We start from the raw sequence: 21,128 nt of genomic DNA on the forward strand, positions 1-21,128 counted from the left end.
ACAATATTTGGTGGCAGGGCACCCTCATGGAATTCGATACAGCACTTCTCGGCGACAACCTTGTTCGGCTCACCATCGCGGCGCTCGCTGGTGGGATGCTGGGATTTGAGCGCGAGCTATCTGGCCAGTGGGCCGGACTGCGAACACACATGGTCGTGTCGGTTGGCGCTGCCGTGTTTGCGATACTGGCCGATCATATCGCCGGTGGCGACCCCAATGCGGCGGCGCGCGTCGTGCAGGGCGTGGCGGCAGGCATTGGCTTTCTCGGCGCCGGCACGATCCTCAAACTGAGCGACCGCCAGAGGATCAAAGGCCTCACCACCGCCAGCAGCATCTGGCTGGCCGCGGGACTGGGCTCGGTGGCTGGCTTTGGCCGCTACGAGTTGATGATCGCCGCGATGGTGGTGGCGCTCGTCATTCTGGCCGTGCTAAAACCACTCGATCGCCACTTGGGGAAGGTGCACGAGAAGGAGTTTGAACAGGAGTATCGCGAGCATCCTCCGTAGTCAGGTAATGCGGAAGCAATCGTCAAACTCGTCGCTATGCCAGTCCACACCATGGGCGTCGACGCCCCTCGGCCAATAGAGCCCCTTGGGAGACTGGAAACAGACCTTTGACCAGTTTTCAAGAAAGGTGCCAATGCTACTGCCGAGAGTCACGAACTTGAACTCATCATGACACCAAATCGCGATTCTGCCCGTGCCGGCATCTAGACACACAAGGTCCCCGTTTCCTTCCTCAATCAACGGCACCCAGGGAAAGCGTTCAGGATAGACGGTGTCGTCGACCGTGATCCCCTGATATCCTTCGCAATCAAGTTGATCGGTGCACCATCGCTGTCGCTGCAATCGCAGTTCATCCAGCTCTGGAAGACACAAGCCTCCTTGAACGTCGCCGGCCTCCCAATGAAAAGTGCATCCATCACTCTCCATGCTGTACAGAACAACAAAGTCCTGAGGAAGCGTTAGTGAGAACTCACGCTCAAAGGCCTCAATCCTCTCTATAGGCGTTGGTTCGTAGAGATATCCCTCCGACGTGATGCCAAGAGCCTGCAGATGATGAGACGCGACAGCTAGGAGGTCGAGAAGGTTGATCATGTGCAGACTTTTCTACAACCCCGGCCACCGCGCATAGACACCGCTTTCCAGCTTACGGTTCGCCTCGGTCGCAAGTTCCAGGCGGCCGCTCTTCGGGGGCTGGCCGCAATGGCCGAACAAACCATCCGACAAATACGCGGCCAGTTCCGCCGTGCCGACGCTCGGCGTGTGGCAGGTGGCCACGACGAAGCGTCGCGCGTCCTGCGTCAGCTCGCGGCACATTTCCAGCAACTTAGGCAGGTCGCGGACCAAGCGCCACTCTTCGCTCTTGGGGCCGTGGCCATACGTGGGCGGGTCGAGCACGACGCCGTGGTACTGACTGCCGCGCTTCAACTCGCGGCGGCAGTACTTCAGCACGTCTTCGACGATCCAGCGAATCGGCGCGGCGGCCAGGCCCGACTGCTCGGCGTTCTCTCGCGCCAGCGCCACGGCCGGCTTCGAAGCGTCGACATGGGTGACCTCCGCCCCAGCAGCGGCCGCAGCCAGAGTGCTGGCGCCGGTATAGCCGAACAGGTTCAACACTCGGCACGTCCCTTTCGAGCGGGCCACCCGGTCGGCGATCCATTGCCAGTTGTCGAGCTGTTCGGGGAAGATGCCCACTTGCCCGGTGGGCAAGGTATCGATGGTCATCTGGAAGGATTGGTCATTTGGGAGGGGAACTTCGACCATGCGCGGAGGACGTGGTTTTCCGGCTGTCGACTTCTTCCAGCGACCTTCGGACATCTTGTCGCCTTGGAACTTTGCAGTAGCCGCGCGCCATGTGGCTGCGTCGAGCGTGCGCTTGCCGGCGGCTTGCGGCGAGGGGCGGTCGAACACCAGTTCGCCAAACCGCTCGAGCTTCCGCCCGTCGCCAAAGTCCAAGAGTTCGTAGTCGGGCCAGGCTGGCATCGATTTCGTCATGGTTGCAGGACTGACAGGACGCTCTTGCTTACTTCTGGTCTTCGTCCTTAAGCAGCGGCCGCACCAGCGACGACCACAGCTCGTAGCCCTTGTCGGTCATGTGCAGACCATCATCCCGCAGCAACTCCTCCCGGGGCTTGCCATCTTCGCCCAGCATGGGCTTCCAGACATCGATGAAGGTCCACTGGTCGTTATCCGCGCAACGCTTGGCCACGCGGGCGTTGGCATCCTGGATGGTGTCGGCCAAGTTCCACCGCCGGGTGCTTGGTTTGACGGCGATAAAGGCAATCTTGGTCTCGGGCAGTTCGGTTTGGATCTTCTCGGCCAGTTTGACGAAGTCGCTCTCCACCCGTTCGGCGGTCTTGCCGGCGGCGATGTCGTTGTCGCCGGCATATATCACCACGATGCGGGGCTTGTGGCTGGTCACCAGCAATTCGGCATACCGAATCGAATCGGCAAGCTGCGAACCACCGAAGCCTCGGTTGAGCGCCGGCGGGTCGAGCTTCGGAAAGCTTTTCTCGAGATCCCACAACCTGATGCTCGAACTGCCAACAAATACGACGCCACCCGGCTCGCTGGGGTGCTCGGCATCCGCCTTGGCAAACTTCTGCATATCCGCCGCCCAACGGCCGGTGAACTCGGTTTGCCCCAACGCAGGACCCGCTAGCAGGACCAAAAGAAATGAGAAAATCCCCAATCGCATGATGTTTCTCCAAAGTGGCGAATCTTTCCGCCTGCACGCAGGTTTCGTATAATGCTTGGTTCGCGCCCACTCCCGCCTAGATGCCCGCCAGCCGCAAGGACGCCCTGATGCCAGCTTCTGATATCGTCATCAAAGGAGCCCGCGAACACAACCTCCGCGATGTCGACGTGCTCCTGCCGCGGAACAAGCTGATCTGCCTGACCGGTGTGTCCGGTTCGGGCAAGAGCTCGCTGGCTTTCGACACGTTGTACGCCGAAGGACAGCGGCGGTACGTCGAGAGCCTCTCGACGTTCGCCCGCCAGTTTCTGGGCCAGATGCCCAAACCGGATGTCGACCATCTGAGCGGGTTGTCGCCCTCGATCTCCATTTCCCAAAAGTCGTCCGGCAACAATCCACGGTCCACGGTCGGCACCATCACCGAGATTTACGACTTCCTGCGGGTGTTGTACGCCCGCGTGGGCCAGGGGCATTGTCCCAAATGCGACCAGCCGATCACCGCGCAGACCCGCGAGCAGATTATCGGCCAGATTTTAATGCTGCCCGATAAGACCAAGTTCGCGGTGCTCGCGCCGGTCGTGCGGCAGCAGAAGGGCGAGTTCCGCGACCTACTGGAGGATCTGCAGAAGCAAGGCTACGTTCGCGCGCGGGTGGATGGTAACGTGGTGCAGCTGTCCGAAGACCAATCGCTCGATCGCCAGATGCGGCACAACATCGAGGTGGTCGTCGACCGCCTGGTGGCCGGACCGAACATTCGCGGCCGTTTGGGCGAAGCGGTCGACGCAGCGCTACGCCTGGCGGGCGGCAATATCATCGTATCGGTCGAGCAAGAGGAGAATGCCCCCAAGGCCAAGAGCACCAAGCGCCGCCGCGTGGGTCTGCGCGAGGGCGACATCGCCCTGTCGAGCCATTTTGCCTGCACCAAGTGCGGCCTGAGCTTCGACCAACCCACGCCGCAATTGTTCAGCTTCAATAGCCCCCAGGGCATGTGTCTGGAGTGCGATGGCCTGGGCGAGTACTACAGCTTCGCCCCCGAGCTATTGGTGCCCGATCCATCGAAGTCGTTCGCCCAGGGCGCCATCGAGCTGGTCGGCAAGTGGAAGGACCTGGGACGGTGGAAACGGCACATCTACAAGGGCGTGGCCGACACCATCGAGCGGAAATGGGAAATCGAAGAAGGCACCCTGCTCGAAACCCCCTGGAACGAGCTGTCCGACGAGCTGCGCAACGTCTGGCTGTGGGGTACCGACGACGAGCACATCACCTACACCTGGCGAGCCGGAAAGAGCAGCCAGAAATATGGCGGCGAGTTCGAGGGCATCATTGCCGATCTGCTGGATAAGTACCGCAGCAGCAAAAGCGCCACCCAAATCAAGAAGCTCGAGAACTACATGCGGGTGCTCGACTGCGCCGATTGTCGCGGCGCACGACTCAACCCGCAAGCTCGCTCGGTGCGGCTCACCACGACCGCACCACGATTCGCCGACCGCCCGAGCCTGTCGCTGCCCGACGTGTGCAATCTGCCCGTGAGCGACGCAGCGGAGTTCTTCCTCGATCTCGAGCTCGAAGGCGCCCAGGCGCTCATCGCCACCGAGGTGCTCAAAGAAGTCCGCGGCCGGCTCGGATTCCTCACGAATGTGGGACTCGAGTACCTGTCGCTCAATCGCACCGCCCCTACGCTCTCGGGTGGCGAGTCGCAGCGTATCCGCCTGGCCGGGCAGATCGGCTGCGGTCTGGTTGGCGTGTTGTACATCCTGGACGAACCCTCGATTGGCCTGCACCCTCGCGACAACGACCGCTTGCTCGACACGCTGCAACAACTGCGCGACATGGGCAACACCGTGGTAGTGGTCGAGCACGACGAAGACACCATGCGGGCCGCCGACCACCTGGTCGACTTCGGCCCCGGCCCTGGCGTCAAAGGTGGCTACGTCGTGGCCACTGGCACCGCCGACGAGATTTCGAAGAAAAAAGATAGCGTCACCGGCGCATTTCTCTCAGGCAAACGTACCATCGAGGTGCCGAAGTCGCGCCGCGTTACCGAAGTGTCGGAAGATTCCGAGACAGCAACTCCCACGCTGTGCATCGTCAACGCCCGCCACAACAATCTGAAGGGTGTCGACTTCGAAGTGCCACTCGGCAAATTCGTCTGCGTGACGGGCGTGAGTGGTTCGGGCAAAAGCTCGCTTGTCTCTGACATTCTGATGGAAGCCTTGCGGCGTGACCTGATGAATGGCAAAGGCGAGCCCGGCGCGCACGATCGCATTGATGGACTGGACAACCTGGACAAAGTGATCTCGATCGACCAGTCGCCCATCGGCCGCACGCCGCGTTCGAATCCGGCGACCTACATCAAGGTGTTCGACGAGATTCGCAAGCTGTACGCCAGTCTGCCCGAGGCGAAACGACGCGGCTTCAAGCCGGGCCGGTTTAGCTTTAACGTGGCCGGCGGTCGCTGCGAGGCTTGCGATGGCAACGGCGCCAACAAGCTGGAAATGGACTTCCTGGCCGACATCTGGGTCACTTGCCCCGTGTGCGAAGGCCATCGCTTCAACCGCGAAACGCTCTCGGTACAGTTCAAGGGCAAGAGCATCTCGGACGTGCTGGAAATGGACATCCAGCAGGCGCTCGAACACTTCGACGCGGTGCCGCCCATCGCCGACAAACTGCAAACACTGCACGCCGTGGGCCTCGACTACCTGAAGCTGGGGCAGCCCTCGCCAACGCTTTCGGGTGGCGAGGCGCAGCGGGTGAAGCTCGCTCGTGAACTGGTCAAGAAGTCGACCGGCAAGACGCTCTACGTGCTGGACGAACCGACCACCGGTCTGCACTTCGCCGACATCGAACTGCTGCTGAAGGTGCTGCACGATTTCGTCAACGCTGGCAACACGGTGCTCGTGGTCGAACACAACCTGGACGTGATCAAGACGGCCGACTGGCTGATCGACATCGGCCCCGAAGGCGGGCGTGATGGCGGACGCGTGGTGGTGGCCGGCACCCCCGAAGAAGTGGCCGACTACGCCCGCGAGAAGAAGGGAAAATCGAAAGAGCTTCGCTCGCACACGGGCGAGGCGCTCATTCCGATTCTCGATGGTACGCACACGGCCAATGCCGACGCCCGTAAATCGAATAAGCGGGCGATGAAGGAAACCACGCACATCGAGGTCCGTGGCGCCCAGCAGCACAACCTGCGAAGCGTCGACGTGAAGATCGCCCGCGAGCAGTTCACTGTTTGCTGCGGCCCCAGTGGTTCGGGCAAGACGTCGCTGGCCATGGACACGATCTACGCCGAAGGACAGCGGCGTTACGTCGAGAGCCTCAGCAGCTACGCCCGGCAGTTCGTCGGACAGATGCAGAAGCCGGCGCTCGAGCACATCGAAGGCCTGTCGCCCGCCATCGCCATCGAACAGCGCAGCACCGGCCACACCCCTCGCTCCACGGTGGGCACGGTCACGGAGATTTACGACTACTTCCGCGTGCTGCTGGCGCGGCTGGGTCAGCCCTACTGTCCCGACTGCGAAGTTCCGGTCGGCACGCAGACCACCGACGACATTGTCGACAAGATTCTCACCGAGCCCGAAGGTACGCGATTGTACCTGTTGGCGCCGGTCGATATCGAAGTGGGCGAGCAGTACGACAAGCTGTGGAAATCGCTCTCGGACCAGGGCTACCTCCGCGTGCGGATCGACGGCCAGACCCACCCGCTGGACGACATTCCGGCCATGACCCGTCGCCGCAAGCACCAGGTGGAAGTGGTGATCGACCGCATCAGCGTCAAGCAGGAAGGCCGCGCGCGTTTGGCCGAAAGCGTCGAAAACGCGTTGTCCATCGGCAAGGGTGTAATGGGCGTGGCGTACGTCGACGAAAACGTGCCCGAACCCCGCTGGCAAACCAAGACCCACAGCCAGCACCTGGCGTGCGAGTCTTGCGGGCGCAGCTTCACGCGGCTCACGCCACACAACTTCTCGTTCAATAGTTCGCTCGGTTGGTGCGGAGCTTGCGAGGGTCTTGGCACGCAGGTGGGTGCAAACCCGGCCGCGCTGTTGCGCGACGACGAACTGACGCTCGAAAAGGGCGCCGTCCTGTTGTGGCCCGACCTGCGGACGTCGCTCGCCAAATCGATGCTCGAGGCGCTGCATCAACACACCGGCGTGCCTCTCGACGTGCCGTACAACAAGCTGTCGGCCAAGCACCGCAGAGTGCTGCTGTACGGTACCCACGACGACTGGATTGAGGTGCCCGGCGAAAAGAAGAAGCATTCGCTGCTTCGCTTCCAGTTCAAAGGTCTGTACCCCGCGCTCGAGGAAGCGTCGAAGCTGTCGGTGCGACTGCGAACAGCGCTCGAGCACCTGGTGGGCGAGATCGAATGCAGCGAGTGTGGCGGCAGCCGACTGCGGGACGATGCCTCGGCCGTGCGATTCCGCGATCAAACCATCGAAGAGATCAGCCGCACTCCACTCGGGGAGTTGGTCGATCAGGTGAAGAAGTGGAAGCTCACGGCACGCGAGAAAAAGGTGGCGGGCGAGTTGGTGAAGGAGATCACCAATCGGCTCACGTTCCTGGTGGACGTGGGCCTCGATTACCTGACGCTGGGCCGCAGCGCGCCAACGCTCTCGGGCGGCGAATCGCAGCGCATCCGCTTGGCCAGTCAGGTCGGCAGCGGCCTGGTGGGCGTACTGTACGTGCTGGACGAGCCGACCATCGGCCTGCACCCCCGCGACAACACGCGACTGATCGCCGCGCTGCACAAACTGCGCGACCTGGGCAACACCCTGCTGGTGGTGGAACACGACCGCGAAGTGGTCGAGAGTGCCGACGCCCTGCTCGACTTCGGCCCCGCGGCCGGACGGTTGGGGGGCGAGATTGTCGCCCGTGGTACGCCGGCGCAGGTCGCGAAACGCCGCACCAGCGTGACGGGCCCGTATCTAAGCGGCAAGAAAAATATCCCCGTGCCGAGCAATCGCCGGATCGGCCCGGTGAAAGCAAACAATGGCAAGCGCAAGGCAAGCAAGAACGGCGACGGGGCCAACACCGCGACCGCAGCCTTTCCTCACTCCGCGCTAACCGTCGTCGGTGCCCGCCACAACAACCTTAAAAACATCACGGTCGACATCCCGCTGGGCACCCTCACGGCCGTGACGGGTGTCTCGGGTAGCGGCAAGAGTTCGCTGGTAGAAGACGTGCTGTACGCCACGCTGGCGCGTTCGCTGCATCGGGCGAGCACCGTGCCGGGCGCGCACGACGACATCCGAGGCGTGGAGAAGATCAACAAGGTAATCCGTGTCGACCAGCAACCGCTGGGCAACACGCCGACCTCGAACCCGGCCACGTACACTGGCGTGTTCGACCTGATTCGTCAGCTGTTCGCACAGTTGCCAACCTCGAAACTCCGCGGCTATACCGCCCGGCAGTTCAGCTTCAACGTCGCTGGCGGTCGCTGCGATGCCTGCGAAGGAGCCGGCGAATACTGCGTCGAGATGCACTTCCTGCCCGACGTGTGGATTACGTGCGAGACGTGCAATGGCAAGCGTTACAACCCCGACACCCTGTCGGTAAAGTACCGCGGCAAAACCATCGCCGACGTGCTGTCGATGAGTTGCCGCGAAGCACTCGATTTGTTTGAGAACATCCCCAAGATACGCCGCGTGCTGCAGACGCTGTGTGACGTGGGGCTCGACTACGTGACGCTGGGGCAAAGCGCGCCGACCCTCTCCGGCGGCGAGGCGCAGCGGGTGAAGCTGGCCGCCGAACTCGCCCGGCCTGATACGGGACAGACACTCTACCTGCTGGACGAACCGACCACCGGCCTGCACTTCGACGACCTGGCGAAGCTGCTCGACGTGCTGCATCGTCTGGTCGATCTCGGCAACACGGTGCTGGTGATCGAGCATAACCTGGACGTGATCAAGACAGCCGACTGGCTGATCGACATCGGCCCCGAGGCCGGACGCGAAGGCGGACATGTCGTCGGCTGCGGCACGCCCGAAATGCTCGTCGACCAGTTTGTCACAGCCAATGGAAACAAGAAGAAAAAGGTCAAGGCTGTCTCGCATACGGCCATCGCTTTGGCGCCGGTGTTGGCGGAAGGACCTTACCAGGAGCGGAAGATCCACGACCCGTTTGCCGCCGAAGCCGAGAAGGAAGGCGACGTCGATCTGGACCGCGTTGGCGAAGACACCAAGATGCCGTGGGAAGTCGACGGTCGGCATTGGCACACCGTCGAGCGGGTGGCCCGTGATGGCGACGCCTGCCACTGGGATGGCGAAGTGCTGGAGCAGATCGAGCGGAAGATCCACGAACTGGGGGACTTTGCTCCCACGAACTGGAACCATCGCTCGGTGGTCGAGGTAACGGGCCACACCAAGAGCGATGGCTGGTTCTTCCACGCCATTACCGGCGAGAAATGGCTCGTAAAGCTCAAGTTCCGCACGGCCAAACGCACGTTCGACCGCGACAAACTGCTGAACGACCTGAGACTGCCGCCGCTGAACGACCTGGAAGACATCGAAGCCTACGGCAACGGCCCCCGCGTGAAATGCAAGAACCTGACCGGGCCGTGGCAGGAAGTGCAAATTGCCGCCCATTCGCTCGACGAAATCGACAAGCCTGAATTCTGGCGGTTCCTCGAGCGGGCTATCGAGGGTTTCAAGCAGTTTGCCGAACGCAAAGAAAAGAACCCCGAAGACCTGATGCCGTGGAAAGTGCTCGGCCAAAAGTGGCACACCACCCGCAAGGGTTTCGCGCCGGGTAAGAAGGTTGCGTGGCCGGTGGAGATGCTCGAAGAGCTGTTCGAGACGCTACACGCCGTGACTCCCAAGGGGCAGTTCCTGTGGAATAACAAGGTGCTGGTCCACTTGATGGCCCCCGGCAGCAGCGACCCCTGGGCCACGGTGGTCACCAAGCGGGCCGAGAATGTCGAGCTGGTGCTCAACGGTCCCAAGGGCGCGTTCCAACTCGGTCGACTGACCGAACTGGCCGCCGAACAGGTGCTGGACAACGACTCGGAGAATCGCGACCGCGTAAGGCTGTTCTTTACGTCCGCCGACGACCTGGAACGCGGCGACCTGGAAGGGTTCTTGCGCGAGCACCTGGACGCGGTGCAGAGTGCGGGCGTCAGCTAACTAACAATCACCGCCAACGACGGAGGTCGTTGGTTCACAGCATCAATCAATCCTATGACCACCCCCACGATTGAATGGACCGGCGAAACCGATGGCCACTTGCGGCTGTTGGATCAGACAAAACTGCCCACCGAGACCGTGGTGCTCGACTGCGAGACGGTGGACGACGTGTGGTGGGCGATTAAGAAACTATCAGTCCGCGGTGCACCGGCCATCGGCATCGCCGCCGCCTACGGCGTCGTGCTGGCCGCGAGCGACTCGCATGAGAGCATCAAGCAGGCGTGCGACCACCTGGCCACCAGTCGCCCGACAGCCGTAAATCTGTTCTGGGCACTCGATCGCATGCGGCGCGTGGCCGACGAGGCCCGCGACTCCGAACGTGCCGAGCGCCTGCTGGCCGAAGCTCGCGCGATTCACGCCGAAGACGCCGAGCAATGCGCGGCCATGGGACGTTACGGGGCGGACTTGTTCGAGCAAACACTTGCCAAGGGCAGCGGCATCCTCACCCACTGCAACACCGGCGCGCTGGCCACCGGCGGCGACGGGACGGCGCTGGCCGTGTTGTTCGAGTTGCACCGCCGAGGCTTCGCCCCCAAAGTCTACGCCGACGAAACCCGCCCGTTACTGCAAGGTGGCCGGCTCACGATGTGGGAACTCATGCAACGCGGCGTGAACGCCACGCTGATTTGCGACTCGATGTCGGCCCAGGTGATGCGCGAAGGCCGCGTGGCGGCCGCCATCGTGGGCGCCGACCGCATCGCGGCCAACGGCGACGCGGCCAACAAGATTGGCACCTACGGCGTCGCCCTGCACTGCCGGGCGCACGGACTGCCATTTTACGTCGCCGCGCCCAGCACGACGTTCGACCTTTCGCTCTCCTCGGGCGATGGAATTCCCATCGAACAGCGTGCGGCTGAGGAAATCACTCAACCGGGCGGCGTGGCCGTCGCGCCCGAGGGGGCCGAAGTCTACAACCCGGCATTCGACGTGACCCCCTCCGAGCTGATCGCCGGCATCATCACCGAACGCGGGGTCATTTCGCCAGTCAATCAGCAAACGGTCGCGGCGCTGATCGGCTGAGAAAAGGCGAGGAGTCCTCCAATATCTCCGCACGGCCGTCGAATACGTAGACAACCGGGGGTACTAACAATTCTCAAGGGGAGGGACTGGTGTTCGAAATCGCTGGTGGTTTTGGCTGTGTTGCTGTATTTGTCGTCCTGGGCTTTGCCACCCAGGTGTTCTGGCTCTGGATGTTGGTGGAGTGCCTGACGAAGGAACCGTCCGAAGGCACCGACAAGATCATTTGGGGGTTGGTGATCTTCTTTGGCAACCTGCCGGGGGCGCTACTTTACTTTCTGATACGCAGAAACGAGCGGATCGATCGGTATGGCGAATAGCGATCCGCGCGTTACAATTCGGCTGGCTGGTCGGGGGGCCCGCCAGCCGTAAATTTGTACCGCGCAACCTTGAAGGATCGCCGCCATGCCGATGACCGTCCCCTCGCACCATCACTCGGGTGATTCCTCTCCCTCCATTGGAGAGTACCTGATCAAACGTCTGCAGGATTACGGCATCGGCGATGTGTTTGGCATCCCGGGCGACTACGTGCTGTCGTTCTATGCGCTGCTCGAAGAGAGTCCGATCAATGCCATCGGTTGCACCCGCGAGGACTGCGCCGGCTTCGCCGCGGACGCCTACGCCCGGGTAAAAGGAATGGGCGCCCTATGCGTCACCTACTGCGTTGGCGGCCTGAGCGTCTGCAACTCCATCGCCGGTGCGTACGCCGAGAAGTCGCCCGTGGTGATGATCACCGGCTCGCCTGGACTTCGCGAGCGGGTGCACAATCCGCTGCTGCACCACATGGTGCGCAACTTCCACACGCAATACGACGTATTCGAGAAGCTGTGCATCGCCGGCACGGAACTGAACGATCCCAACTCGGCGTTTCGCGAGATCGATCGGGTGCTGGCGGCGTGCAAGCGGTACAGCCGGCCGGTTTACCTGGAGATTCCCCGCGACATGGTGCATGTCCGCCCCGCGACTGCCCCGCCCTACGAGAACCCCACGCCCGCCAGCGATCAACGGGCACTCGCCGAAGCGGTGGAAGAAGCCGCCCGGCGAATTGAAAACGCTCGCCAACCGGTGCTGCTGTTGGGCGTGGAGATCCATCGCTTTGGGCTGCAAGATCAGGTGCTAAAGCTGGCCGAAGCTGCGGGTATTCCGATGGCCGCCACGATGCTGGGCAAAGGCGTCGTCGGCGAGACGCATCCCCAGTACATGGGGCTATACGAAGGCGCGCTGGGCGAGCCCGATGTCACCCGCTATGTCGAGGAGAGCGACTGCGTCGTGATGCTGGGTACCTTTATGACCGACATCAACCTCGGCATCTACACCGCCGAGCTCGACATGAGCGACTGCATCTACGCCACGAGCGAAGAGCTGCGGATTCGCCACCATCATTATCACGACGTCCGGCTCGAAGATTTTCTCGCCGGACTGGTGGCTCGCAAGCCAACACCCAAGCAGTCCCTGCCTCCGGCGCCGACCGATTGGAACAAGGAGCCATTCACGCTCGCGCCGGAGCAGAAGATCACCATCACGCGGATGATTGACCGCTTGGACGAACAGCTGGTCGACGACACGATCGTGATTGCCGACATCGGCGACTCGCTATTCTCGTCGACCGAGCTGACCACCCGTGGTCGCACCGAGTTCATCAGCCCCGCCTACTACACGTCGATGGGCTTCGCGGTACCCGCCACCCTGGGAGCTTCGACCGCGGCGCCAAAATCGCGCGTGGTGGCCATCGTGGGCGATGGCGCGTTCCAGATGACCGGCATGGAGCTCTCCAACCTGGTGGCCCGCAAGGTGCCGGCGATTGTCATCATTCTGAACAACAGGGGCTACGGCACCGAGCGTCTGCTGCACCCCGGCGAGTACAAGTTCAACGACATCCATTCCTGGAAGTATCACGAATTGCCCAAGGTGCTGGGCGGGGGCACCGGCTACGAAATCCACACCGAAGGCGAGTTTGACAAGGCGCTCAACGACGCGTGGGAAGATCTTTCGGGCCCGAGCATTCTGCATGTTCACTTGGGCGCTACCGATTCAAGCCGAGCACTGGACCGCTTGGGAGAGAAGCTGCAGGAAGCAGTGGTGGGTGAGTAAGCCCGCTCCAGAGTTTCTACTGTCCGACCAGTCAGCTCACCGCCGCCCACCGCTGTCGACGACATAGCGTGCCGCCGAGCACCAGCGTCCCCAGCACCATGACTGTCAGCCCTGGTGGTTCGGGAATGTTGCGGGCAGGTACCAGTTGCGAGCCCCAGAACGTCTCGAAGGCGGCGAAACCACCATTGGAGTATCCACTGGCCTGCGAATTGAGGTCGGGAATCTTCACCCTGGGGTTACCCACGTAGTCGGCAATGCCAGGAAACGGCAGTGGGTCGAAGTCTCGCAACAACATGGTTTGCACGCCCGAGGGGGACAGGTGCCAGAAAGCCATGTTGTTGTTGGCATTGACCTCTCCCAAGCCGCCGTCTTCAAGGATTGCTGAAAAGAAGATGTCGCCTTGGTCAGTGATATCCATGTTGGAAAAGGTGAATCCGATGGGGAACGTGCCGTAGTTGGCCGCGGCAAATCCGTCCGCTAACTGCCCTTCGCGAACCACCAACTGCGCGCCCGATGAGTCGATCTTCACCAAAGCATCGTTGTTGTCGTCATTTACGCCGGCGCCTTGCAGCCGCGTAGCGACCAACGCGTCGCCCATATTGTTGACCTGAAAGCTCCCCCCTTGGGCCGTGACGCCAGCCGGCAGACCTTGGATGAGAGTTGCCGAGTTCAACACGGGAGTGAGAACGTCGGATTCGGATAGCTTGTACAGCGAATAGTCGCTGCTGCCGTTGAGCGATGCGTTGAAAAACAGATCGTCTTGGTCCGTCAATTGAAATTCAAGGATGTTGGTAAGTGTCGAACGACTAAACCGCTGCCCCTGACGGAGAACAACTTTCGATCCTTCGTCGGTGTGCTTGACCAGTGCGAAATCGTTCGAGTCGTTGACCGCAGGCCCGGTGATATCGACCGGGATGAGCGCATTCCCATTGGCGTTTACCTGCGCCGAGTAGTAAGCGTTCGCTCGCGTAAGCGACTCGCCCGTGGCCAAGCCCGCCGGCGTGTCGCCGGAGCGGCTGATCTCGGTCAGCGGCTCCCCCACCTCCCCCTGCAAGACAACATCGTAGAGAAAGTTGTCCGTCGCATCGTCCCGGACCCAGGCGTTCACCAGGAACGGACCACCTCGACTGGCATTGAGCAGATAGATCTCGTCGATGCGAGATCCAGCCGGCAACCCTTGGTAGTCACTTCCGGAGGTGATCACTGTTTCGAGTCCGCCAGCGAACGTTTCGCGGAAGACACCTTGCCCCTCTGTTCCCTGATGTTCGACATCGGCCTTGAAGTAGGTTGCCCCGCCATCGGTGACGAACAACTGCTCGTATCTGGGATCGATTCGCATGTTGGGGTCGTTTGGCAAAGCCCCTTCGATAGCCACCAATCGCGTCTGGCCCGTCGTGGTGTTTGTCCAAACGCCATCGCCAGCGCTGCTTCCGACGTTGAAAGCAAAGTCGCCTCGGCTATTGGTCACCACGACACGCGCCGGCGAAAAATAGGTCTCGCCCACCGGCAGTCCCACCGCCTGCTGACCCCGATGGTGCAGCACGGTAAAGTCGCCTTGTTCGATCAAGCTCTGTACTGGCGGGGCCGCCCATGATGGCAGGGCAGCCGCTACCAGTGTCGCATGCAAAAGTACCGCGACAAAACAACGTGCCAAAGGTGTCGTGCTCACGAGATCGCCTATTCATTGGATGCAGCATGATGGATCGCAGACGTAGACTATAGGGAGCCACCGCAGGTAATGTCAAACATCCAGGCCGCGGACACGAGATCGGTGATCGCGGCACGCACTATTCACTTCGCGATGCAAGTGAATGGGAATACGAAGAGCATTGGCTCCCACTAGCGCTTCATGCGCGGGACTCGATCCACCATGCAAACGGCAGGAACACTGACTTCGATGTCTCCATTCAATACCTCCCCGCAAGACGGTCTCTGCTGTCATGCGTGCCAGCGGAGTCGGCAATTTCGGCACAGCCGATCGATCCCGCGTTGGTAGTGGCAAGCCGCCGAAACCCGCATCACTTCGTGAACAATTTCACAATCTCGATGGCGGCCCTGCAAAGCCCGTAAACTCCCCCCGTTCTGGGAACTTGCGCTGCGACTCTGTGAAAAAGTTCACAATGAATCCGGGGCTTTTTGGCCGGAATTCTTTTGGTGACCACCAGGGCCATCGGTATACTTTCGTTGGCCAGCGAGGCAAGACCTGATCTCTTAAATTCTCATCCCCACGCACCGCTTCGTCTGCCCCACTCATCCCTGCGTAGTTGGTTGCAACGGAATCATCCCGCTGGCCCACACGGTTGCACAACAACCTACGAACCTTCGTACCACGAGCTTCGTAGAACAAAGTAGCCGCCTTTCCTTTTTCCAGGAGGTACAAGTATGACGATGGTTGCCGAAGACATCATGGTTACCCGGCTCGTAACCCTCAGCCCGCACGTCGACGTGCTCGACGCAGTCCGGCTCTTGCTCAAGAATCGGATTTCGGGGGCACCGGTAGTGGATGCCGACGGCAAGTACCTGGGAGTGTTTAGCGAGAAGTGTGCGATGCAGGTCATCCTGGACGCCGCGTACGACTCGCTGCCCACCAATCACGTGGGCGCCTTCATGGACACCCAGGCGCGAACCATTCGCCCCGACACCGATCTGCTGTCGATTGCGCAGGTGTTCCTGCTCACCAACTTCCGCCGGCTGGCGGTCGTGGATGAGGACGGTACACTGCTCGGCCAGATTAGCCGTCGCGATGTGATGGCGGCCGGCATGAAACTCATCGATGAGAGTTACGTCGAAAAGCACGAGTCGTCGCTCCTGTATTTGAGCGCCATTCACGAGCGCAACTCGGCTCCGCTAGCGTAAGCGACGCCAGCAATATAGCAACACAAGCCCGGTCGTCTGCCAAGTTGGACGGCCGGGCTTTTTTTGTAGGCCTGGGCCGAGTTCTCTATGCCTGGACTGGGCCAGGCGGCGGCGCGTCGGTGGATTGATTGCGTTTGGCAAGGATGGAGAGATTGCCCTCGAGCAAATCGGCCGCCAGGCGGGTACTATCGAGCTCGGCGAAGATGATCTTCGAGGCCGACGTGATGGGCACCGCCAGAAACGCGCCGACCATGCCCCAGATCATGTACCAAAACATCAGCGACAGCAGGATTGCGATGGGGTGCAGGTGAAACTGATTGCCCATGATCTTCGGCTCGAACACGTTGCCGCTAAGAAACTGCACCACCGCTGCCAGGGTGATGACAACGATGGCTTTCACCAGGCCCATGTGGGCTCCCTCTTCACCGGCCCAAGTGGCTTCGACCAGCACCCACACCAGTGGCACCGGCAGTATGCTGGCGATGATCGGCCCCAGATTGGGAATGAAGTTCAGCAGGAACGCCAGCATGCCCAGCACAAAGGCCAGCGGTACGCCGAACATCCACAGCACGGCCCCGAACACAAACCCTGTGACCAACGAGATGCCAGTCTTGGCGACGATGTATTTGCGGACGTGGGCATCGACGTCGCGCCAGATGTTGTTCTCCGGCAGTTGCACCTGGCTACCGCCCAGTAGCATGAAGAACAGGAAGATCATCACCAACAGACCGCTGGAAAGCACGGCCAACAGCTCGTTCACGCCCACCAGAATCACGCTGTTCATTCGCGAGACGATGAAGGGAATCAGTCGATGGTTCTTCTCGTTGGATTCATCGCTCGCCGGCATGCCCGCCGAGCTAGACGTTGGTGTCGCCTGCTGCTGTTCGAGCGCGGCGGCATCCTGATCGAACTCTTGCTCGCTAGTGGGTGGCGGAGCCACTGTACCGGTCGCACGATCACCCAAGGTATCCGCCGGAGGTTCGACTTCCGGCGCTGTTTTATTGGTAGCGTTCTCTGCTGGTGCCTGACCGGCCGGGCCAGCGGCTTCGTCCGGCTTGGGGGTGGAGTCCTCCCTCTCACTGGGCTCAGGCAGGAAGGGATCGGCAAGCGACTCGATCCGCACGAGCATTAGCGTAAACCCTTCGCGAAAGGGCCGTTGAGCGTCCCGAAGCTGATTGATGGACTGCGCAATCACCACGCAAATGACGATCGTCAGCCCCAGCGAAACAGCAAACGTCAAGAAAATGGCGAACGGCCGCGTGGAGCCGAGCCGCTTCTGCACCATGTTCAAAACCGGCGAAATACCGCTAGCGATGAACAGTGCCAGCACGAACGGCATCAGCACCGGTCGCAAGAAATAGAGGGCCACGGCCACCGCGATGAACGTGAGGATGACCAAGGCCGTGGTACGAATTTGCGAATCGCGCTGCAGCTGTGTGATGTCCATGATGGGGCTATTCTAATCAACCCTGCTCGATCTTGGCATCCGCGCATAAAAAAGAACGCCAACCGGTCCTGGGAGGGGGATAGACCGGTTGGCGTCCGTCGCTGCGAGGCCCGCAGGCCGTAGGGCACCACACCTACAGCCGCACGAAGGGCCGCCGCTGAGTCAGAAATCTTCTCTTCATTCACTCGTTACTGGGCGATAGTCGGCTCGCTGTAAATCTCGCCGCTATAGCCGCCGCAGGAGTCGCAACTGTTGTTGTAAGTCGGGCAGCATGGCTGGCAGGCCGGCGCGCATTGCACGGCGGGCATGGCCACCGTTTGGGTGCGTGGCCGGAGGATGCCAAGGCATCCGCAGCCGGTGGTACTCGCCACGATGAACATGGCGGCACAAACCAAAAGCAATCTGTTCATTGTTCAGTTCCGTGTGGTGGGGTGGGAGGGGAATGGGAAGGCTGGCAATATTCACTTATCACCAGGCCCCAGCGGCGGCGGAAGTCGTAGGTGCCGTGTCGGTTCGGGGTGCCGTCGCCAGCGGCATTGAAACACTACACGCTAACGGACCCGTGGCAAACGAAACCCGCCCCGTTGCGAGCAAATTTCTGCCATCCCTGCGCGCTTCGCTCGCGCAAATCGGCGACGTCCCCGCCGCAGGCACAGCTTCGCGCGCACGTGCAGCCTACCCAGCCCGCAGAGCTTTACACCGCGCAGTTTTCCCCCTATCAACGCAACAAAGGCCCGGCGATGCGAGTCGCCGGGCCTTTGAAACTTGGATACGACTAGGCGCCGCAGCGCCACCGCTATTTGGCGGGCGGGGCGGGCAGTTCTTCGACCACGTCCGGCTCCGTACCTGGATTAGCCAGCGTCGGTTGCTGCTCCAACCAGTTGATCAAGCCACGCATCGCAATCCGGGTGCGACCAAACGATGGCAGCCGCGAGATCGCCACGAACTGGGGATCGCCCGCCACGCTGTCGAAGCGCTCGAGCGTCGTGGTCAACTCTTCCCGGCCCGAGGTGGTGGTGTAAAACTCGGCAGAGGCCACGTCCTCGCGACGGCTACGCGGCAGGTCGAGATAGTCGAGCCACTGCCGGGCGACTTGAGGATTCTTCTCGGCCATCTCGTTCAGGTCACGCACCAACGCGCCGTGGGCGGTGTTCAACCGAGTGTAGGGATCGGCCGCCGAACTGGCTGGCGGGAAACGCAGGTCTCCACTGGTGCTCGCCTCCTCGGCCGGCACGCGATACGCTTCGGTCGGTTGCGGCGAATTCAGCAGGGAAGTTTCTTGAGGCGGAGCCAGCGTGGGCTCCTGTGCTCCGGCCGGAGTTGGCTCGGCGGGCGGAGTGTTCGACGACTCGGCCGGCGGGGTCGAATTGCCCCACGATTGCCAACGCCCGTTCGAAGGTTGAGCAGCAGCACGCTGCACTTGGGGTTCGCTCGGCACCAGCACCGAACGCTCGCCTGAAAACACGCGGCCGACCCGTTCCTGAACTCGCAACCGTACCCCCGGAATCGATACAGCGGGCAATTGCACGTTGCGACCCTTGCGCAGGTCTTCGTAGTACTTCTCCATCCGCTCGGCTTCGCGAGCGAGGCGCGGATTTCGATCTTCGTAGTAATCTTCCAGATCGTCGTAGTATTCTTCCATGGCCTTCAGGTCCCGTTCACTCGCGCGATCGACGACGCGACGACGACCAAAAAGCTGCCCATTGGCGTCTGCAACCATGACAAACGACAGGGCTACCAGCAGAGTGGTGCAACTGCGGTGTAGCATTTCATTACTCCTACGATGTTCCGTTCGGCTTTCGGATAAAGGCACCATTTTAGCCCCCACCGTAACGGTTGGGCAAACGGGGGCGAACTGCGGAAATCTGAACCCCGCCGTCTGAAATTCAGATCGCATGCATTAGTGGTTTCCACGCAAAATCTTGTGCGTCTCGCACCCTGAGTATTGGGCGTTTTGTCCCCCAACTGGGCCAAACCAATGCGCGGTCCCAAAACTCGGCCGACTGCGGTAAAGCAGAATCTCGCAAGTCGAGTGTCCGCAACAGGTTGCAGCCTCACCTAGGCGTCGGTCCGAGCGAGTTTTGTCCCCGGGGTTACACGCGACGGGGACAAAACTCCCCATCCCCCGGTGGAGTTACGGACTGCTCCCCTCGCTCCGGCCTTCCACACAACCTGGCACGGGACGCCCCCGCGCGCACGATGGAAGTGCACGCCTGGCCACCATGCCATTGGAACAAACCGCCACGCGAAATCAACGACGATTTTTGGACAAGCAGGCCGGGCGGCCACCAATCCGCAGCTCCATTCGATGGCACTACCTCCTCGTACTACGGCCGAGTGGGCGGTAGCGTTACCCGCGCCATCGTGCATCGACGCGTCATCCCGAAGGAGTCCAAGGAGGCATCCATCCATCATGGCTGGTCGAGCGAAGGTGACGGCCTGGCACGTCTTTATGAGTGCCACTCCTTGCTCAGGTGGGTTCTTCGGCCTTACCCCCTGCAGGGGGTGAGCGAAGGTAGCCAATGAGCACCACGAGGAAGAAACCCCAAAGTGTGGCAATGCTAGTCAATGTTTGCTGAAAGAAGGATATTGACGATTCACGGACCTCCAGCACTGCTCGCCTCGGACTGGCAGGACAGACATGTACTGATACATCCATGCCTTTCTTGTACGTGTTCAGGATGTGCTCACGTTCATTGACTGATCCTCTTTTCGCATAGGCCAGGGTATCCCCCCTATACTTTGTGCCTTTAAACTCATACACGTATTTCACGGTTGCGTATCGCGGCGCCTCCGTCACGCCAACGATCTCGCCAGGTACTTCAATCCAATCAGCAGCAATTGCATTTAGGCAGAGACCGTAAACAAACTGCCCCAGTAGCAAACTTCCGAATGCTCCAATCAGTATTAGCTGCAGAAGCATCATCATTTTCGGGGGCTTCATGACCCTTGCCTTCACAACGAGTACCGGATGCGTGACACGGTATCCGTGGGTGCCACTCACCTCTGCCAGTGTAGGCTAACTGCGTTCGGTCTGCACTCCGCTAAGATCAGATCACAGGGCAGATTTTTGCCACCGATCCGCAAAGTGCCGAACTCGTATGCGCGGAGGCTGCAGGCATCCTACCATGGCACTTCGACACACGGGCAGTGGTGCGTGGCACACCAACGGGTACCGGCCGTTCAGTACCCCCGTGCATCCAGCAGATCATGGTCCTGGCGAGCACGTGTCTTCTCGGCACGCTATAATCTCACTCCATGCCAGACGTCACTCATATCTTGTCGCAGATCGAGTCGGGCGATCCTTCTGCGGCGGAGCAGTTGCTGCCGCTGGTGTATCAAGAGTTGCGGGAATTGGCAGCCGCTAAGATCGCGCACGAAAAGCCCGGCCATACCCTGCAGGCCACTGCCCTGGTGCATGAGGCCTATCTGCGCCTGGTCGATGCGGAAAAAGCACAACATTGGAACAGCCGCGGACACTTTTTTGGAGCGGCCGCCGAAGCGATGCGCCGCATCCTGGTCGATCGCGCGCGGCGCAAGAAGCGGGAGAAACATGGAGGCGACCTACATCGCGTCGCCTGGGAAAACCTGCAGGTGGGCGTGGACGCCCCGCCCGACCAACTGCTGCAACTCGACGAGTGTCTCACGGAACTGGCGGCGTCGGACGCCCAAACTGCCGAACTGGTGAAGTTGCATTGTTTTGCCGGGCTCTCCATCGAGCAGGCCGCCGAACAGCTGAGCATTTCCGCTCGAACTGCGTACCGAGACTGGGCTTACGCCCGCGCCTGGCTGCTCTCACGACTCAAGCAGGCGGAATCAAGCGGAGCCGAAGAATGAGA

At 61.1% G+C, this 21,128-nt stretch carries 15 protein-coding genes; 7 read left to right on the top strand and 8 right to left on the bottom strand.

The window, feature by feature from the left end; genetic code table 11:
• Window positions 1–26: 26 nt before the first annotated feature.
• Window positions 27–506, top strand: a complete 480-nt coding sequence (locus tag NG895_RS14390) for an MgtC/SapB family protein (protein ID WP_252853207.1) — start codon at window positions 27–29, stop codon at window positions 504–506.
• On the opposite strand, the gene NG895_RS14395 is transcribed toward NG895_RS14390, so the two are convergent.
• The 3 genes from NG895_RS14395 to NG895_RS14405 are packed head-to-tail and all read right to left on the bottom strand — an operon-like array spanning window position 507 to window position 2,700.
• Window positions 507–1,097, bottom strand: coding sequence for an SMI1/KNR4 family protein (locus tag NG895_RS14395; protein WP_252853208.1), 591 nt, complete (start codon window positions 1,095–1,097; stop codon window positions 507–509).
• A gap of 12 nt (window positions 1,098–1,109) precedes the next feature.
• On the bottom strand, window positions 1,110–1,997 hold the full coding sequence (locus NG895_RS14400; protein WP_252853209.1) for a class I SAM-dependent methyltransferase: 888 nt from the start codon (window positions 1,995–1,997) through the stop codon (window positions 1,110–1,112).
• A gap of 28 nt (window positions 1,998–2,025) precedes the next feature.
• A complete protein-coding gene (locus NG895_RS14405) occupies window positions 2,026–2,700 on the bottom strand; it encodes a GDSL-type esterase/lipase family protein (protein WP_252853210.1) in 675 nt (224 codons plus the stop codon).
• Window positions 2,701–2,807: 107 nt separating this feature from the next.
• Here NG895_RS14405 and uvrA point away from each other — a divergent pair, with 107 nt between their 5' ends.
• The 4 genes from uvrA to NG895_RS14425 all read left to right on the top strand — a co-directional run bounded on the left by uvrA (window position 2,808) and on the right by NG895_RS14425 (window position 12,986).
• Window positions 2,808–9,818: an excinuclease ABC subunit UvrA gene (uvrA, locus tag NG895_RS14410; RefSeq protein ID WP_252853211.1), complete on the top strand. Its 7,011-nt coding sequence runs from the start codon at window positions 2,808–2,810 to the stop codon at window positions 9,816–9,818.
• Between the two features lie 54 nt (window positions 9,819–9,872).
• On the top strand, window positions 9,873–10,898 hold the full coding sequence (gene mtnA / locus NG895_RS14415) for an S-methyl-5-thioribose-1-phosphate isomerase (RefSeq protein WP_252853212.1): 1,026 nt from the start codon (window positions 9,873–9,875) through the stop codon (window positions 10,896–10,898).
• Between the two features lie 89 nt (window positions 10,899–10,987).
• Window positions 10,988–11,215, top strand: coding sequence for a PLD nuclease N-terminal domain-containing protein (locus NG895_RS14420; RefSeq protein ID WP_252853213.1), 228 nt, complete (start codon window positions 10,988–10,990; stop codon window positions 11,213–11,215).
• Window positions 11,216–11,300: 85 nt separating this feature from the next.
• Window positions 11,301–12,986 carry an alpha-keto acid decarboxylase family protein gene (locus NG895_RS14425; RefSeq protein WP_252853214.1) on the top strand — a complete coding sequence of 562 codons (1,686 nt, stop codon included), beginning with the start codon at window positions 11,301–11,303 and terminating at the stop codon, window positions 12,984–12,986.
• A gap of 31 nt (window positions 12,987–13,017) precedes the next feature.
• Here NG895_RS14425 and NG895_RS14430 read toward each other — a convergent pair whose 3' ends face one another.
• Window positions 13,018–14,655 carry a DUF7453 family protein gene (locus NG895_RS14430; protein ID WP_252853215.1) on the bottom strand — a complete coding sequence of 546 codons (1,638 nt, stop codon included), beginning with the start codon at window positions 14,653–14,655 and terminating at the stop codon, window positions 13,018–13,020.
• Between the two features lie 713 nt (window positions 14,656–15,368).
• On the opposite strand from NG895_RS14430, the gene NG895_RS14435 reads away from it, so the two are divergent.
• Window positions 15,369–15,842 carry a CBS domain-containing protein gene (locus NG895_RS14435; protein ID WP_252853216.1) on the top strand — a complete coding sequence of 158 codons (474 nt, stop codon included), beginning with the start codon at window positions 15,369–15,371 and terminating at the stop codon, window positions 15,840–15,842.
• An 85-nt stretch (window positions 15,843–15,927) separates the two neighbouring features.
• On the opposite strand, the gene NG895_RS14440 is transcribed toward NG895_RS14435, so the two are convergent.
• The 4 genes from NG895_RS14440 to NG895_RS14455 all read right to left on the bottom strand — a co-directional run bounded on the left by NG895_RS14440 (window position 15,928) and on the right by NG895_RS14455 (window position 20,233).
• Window positions 15,928–17,289 (bottom strand): AI-2E family transporter, encoded by a 1,362-nt coding sequence (locus NG895_RS14440; protein ID WP_252853217.1) that lies wholly within the window; start codon window positions 17,287–17,289, stop codon window positions 15,928–15,930.
• Window positions 17,290–17,477: 188 nt separating this feature from the next.
• On the bottom strand, window positions 17,478–17,699 hold the full coding sequence (locus NG895_RS14445) for a hypothetical protein (protein WP_252853218.1): 222 nt from the start codon (window positions 17,697–17,699) through the stop codon (window positions 17,478–17,480).
• 386 nt (window positions 17,700–18,085) lie between these two features.
• Entirely contained in the window at window positions 18,086–19,057 is a 972-nt protein-coding gene (locus NG895_RS14450; RefSeq protein ID WP_252853219.1) for a hypothetical protein, read from the bottom strand.
• 702 nt (window positions 19,058–19,759) lie between these two features.
• Window positions 19,760–20,233, bottom strand: coding sequence for a DUF3592 domain-containing protein (locus tag NG895_RS14455; RefSeq protein WP_252853220.1), 474 nt, complete (start codon window positions 20,231–20,233; stop codon window positions 19,760–19,762).
• Window positions 20,234–20,547: 314 nt separating this feature from the next.
• Between NG895_RS14455 and NG895_RS14460 the strand changes: the two genes are divergently transcribed.
• The gene (locus NG895_RS14460) at window positions 20,548–21,126 is read left to right on the top strand and encodes an ECF-type sigma factor (protein WP_252853221.1); all 579 of its coding nucleotides are present in this window, start codon (window positions 20,548–20,550) and stop codon (window positions 21,124–21,126) included.
• Window positions 21,127–21,128 lie beyond the last annotated feature (2 nt).

Origin of the sequence: Aeoliella straminimaris (assembly GCF_024054565.1) — a bacterium.
GTDB classification, from domain to species: domain Bacteria; phylum Planctomycetota; class Planctomycetia; order Pirellulales; family Lacipirellulaceae; genus Aeoliella; species Aeoliella straminimaris.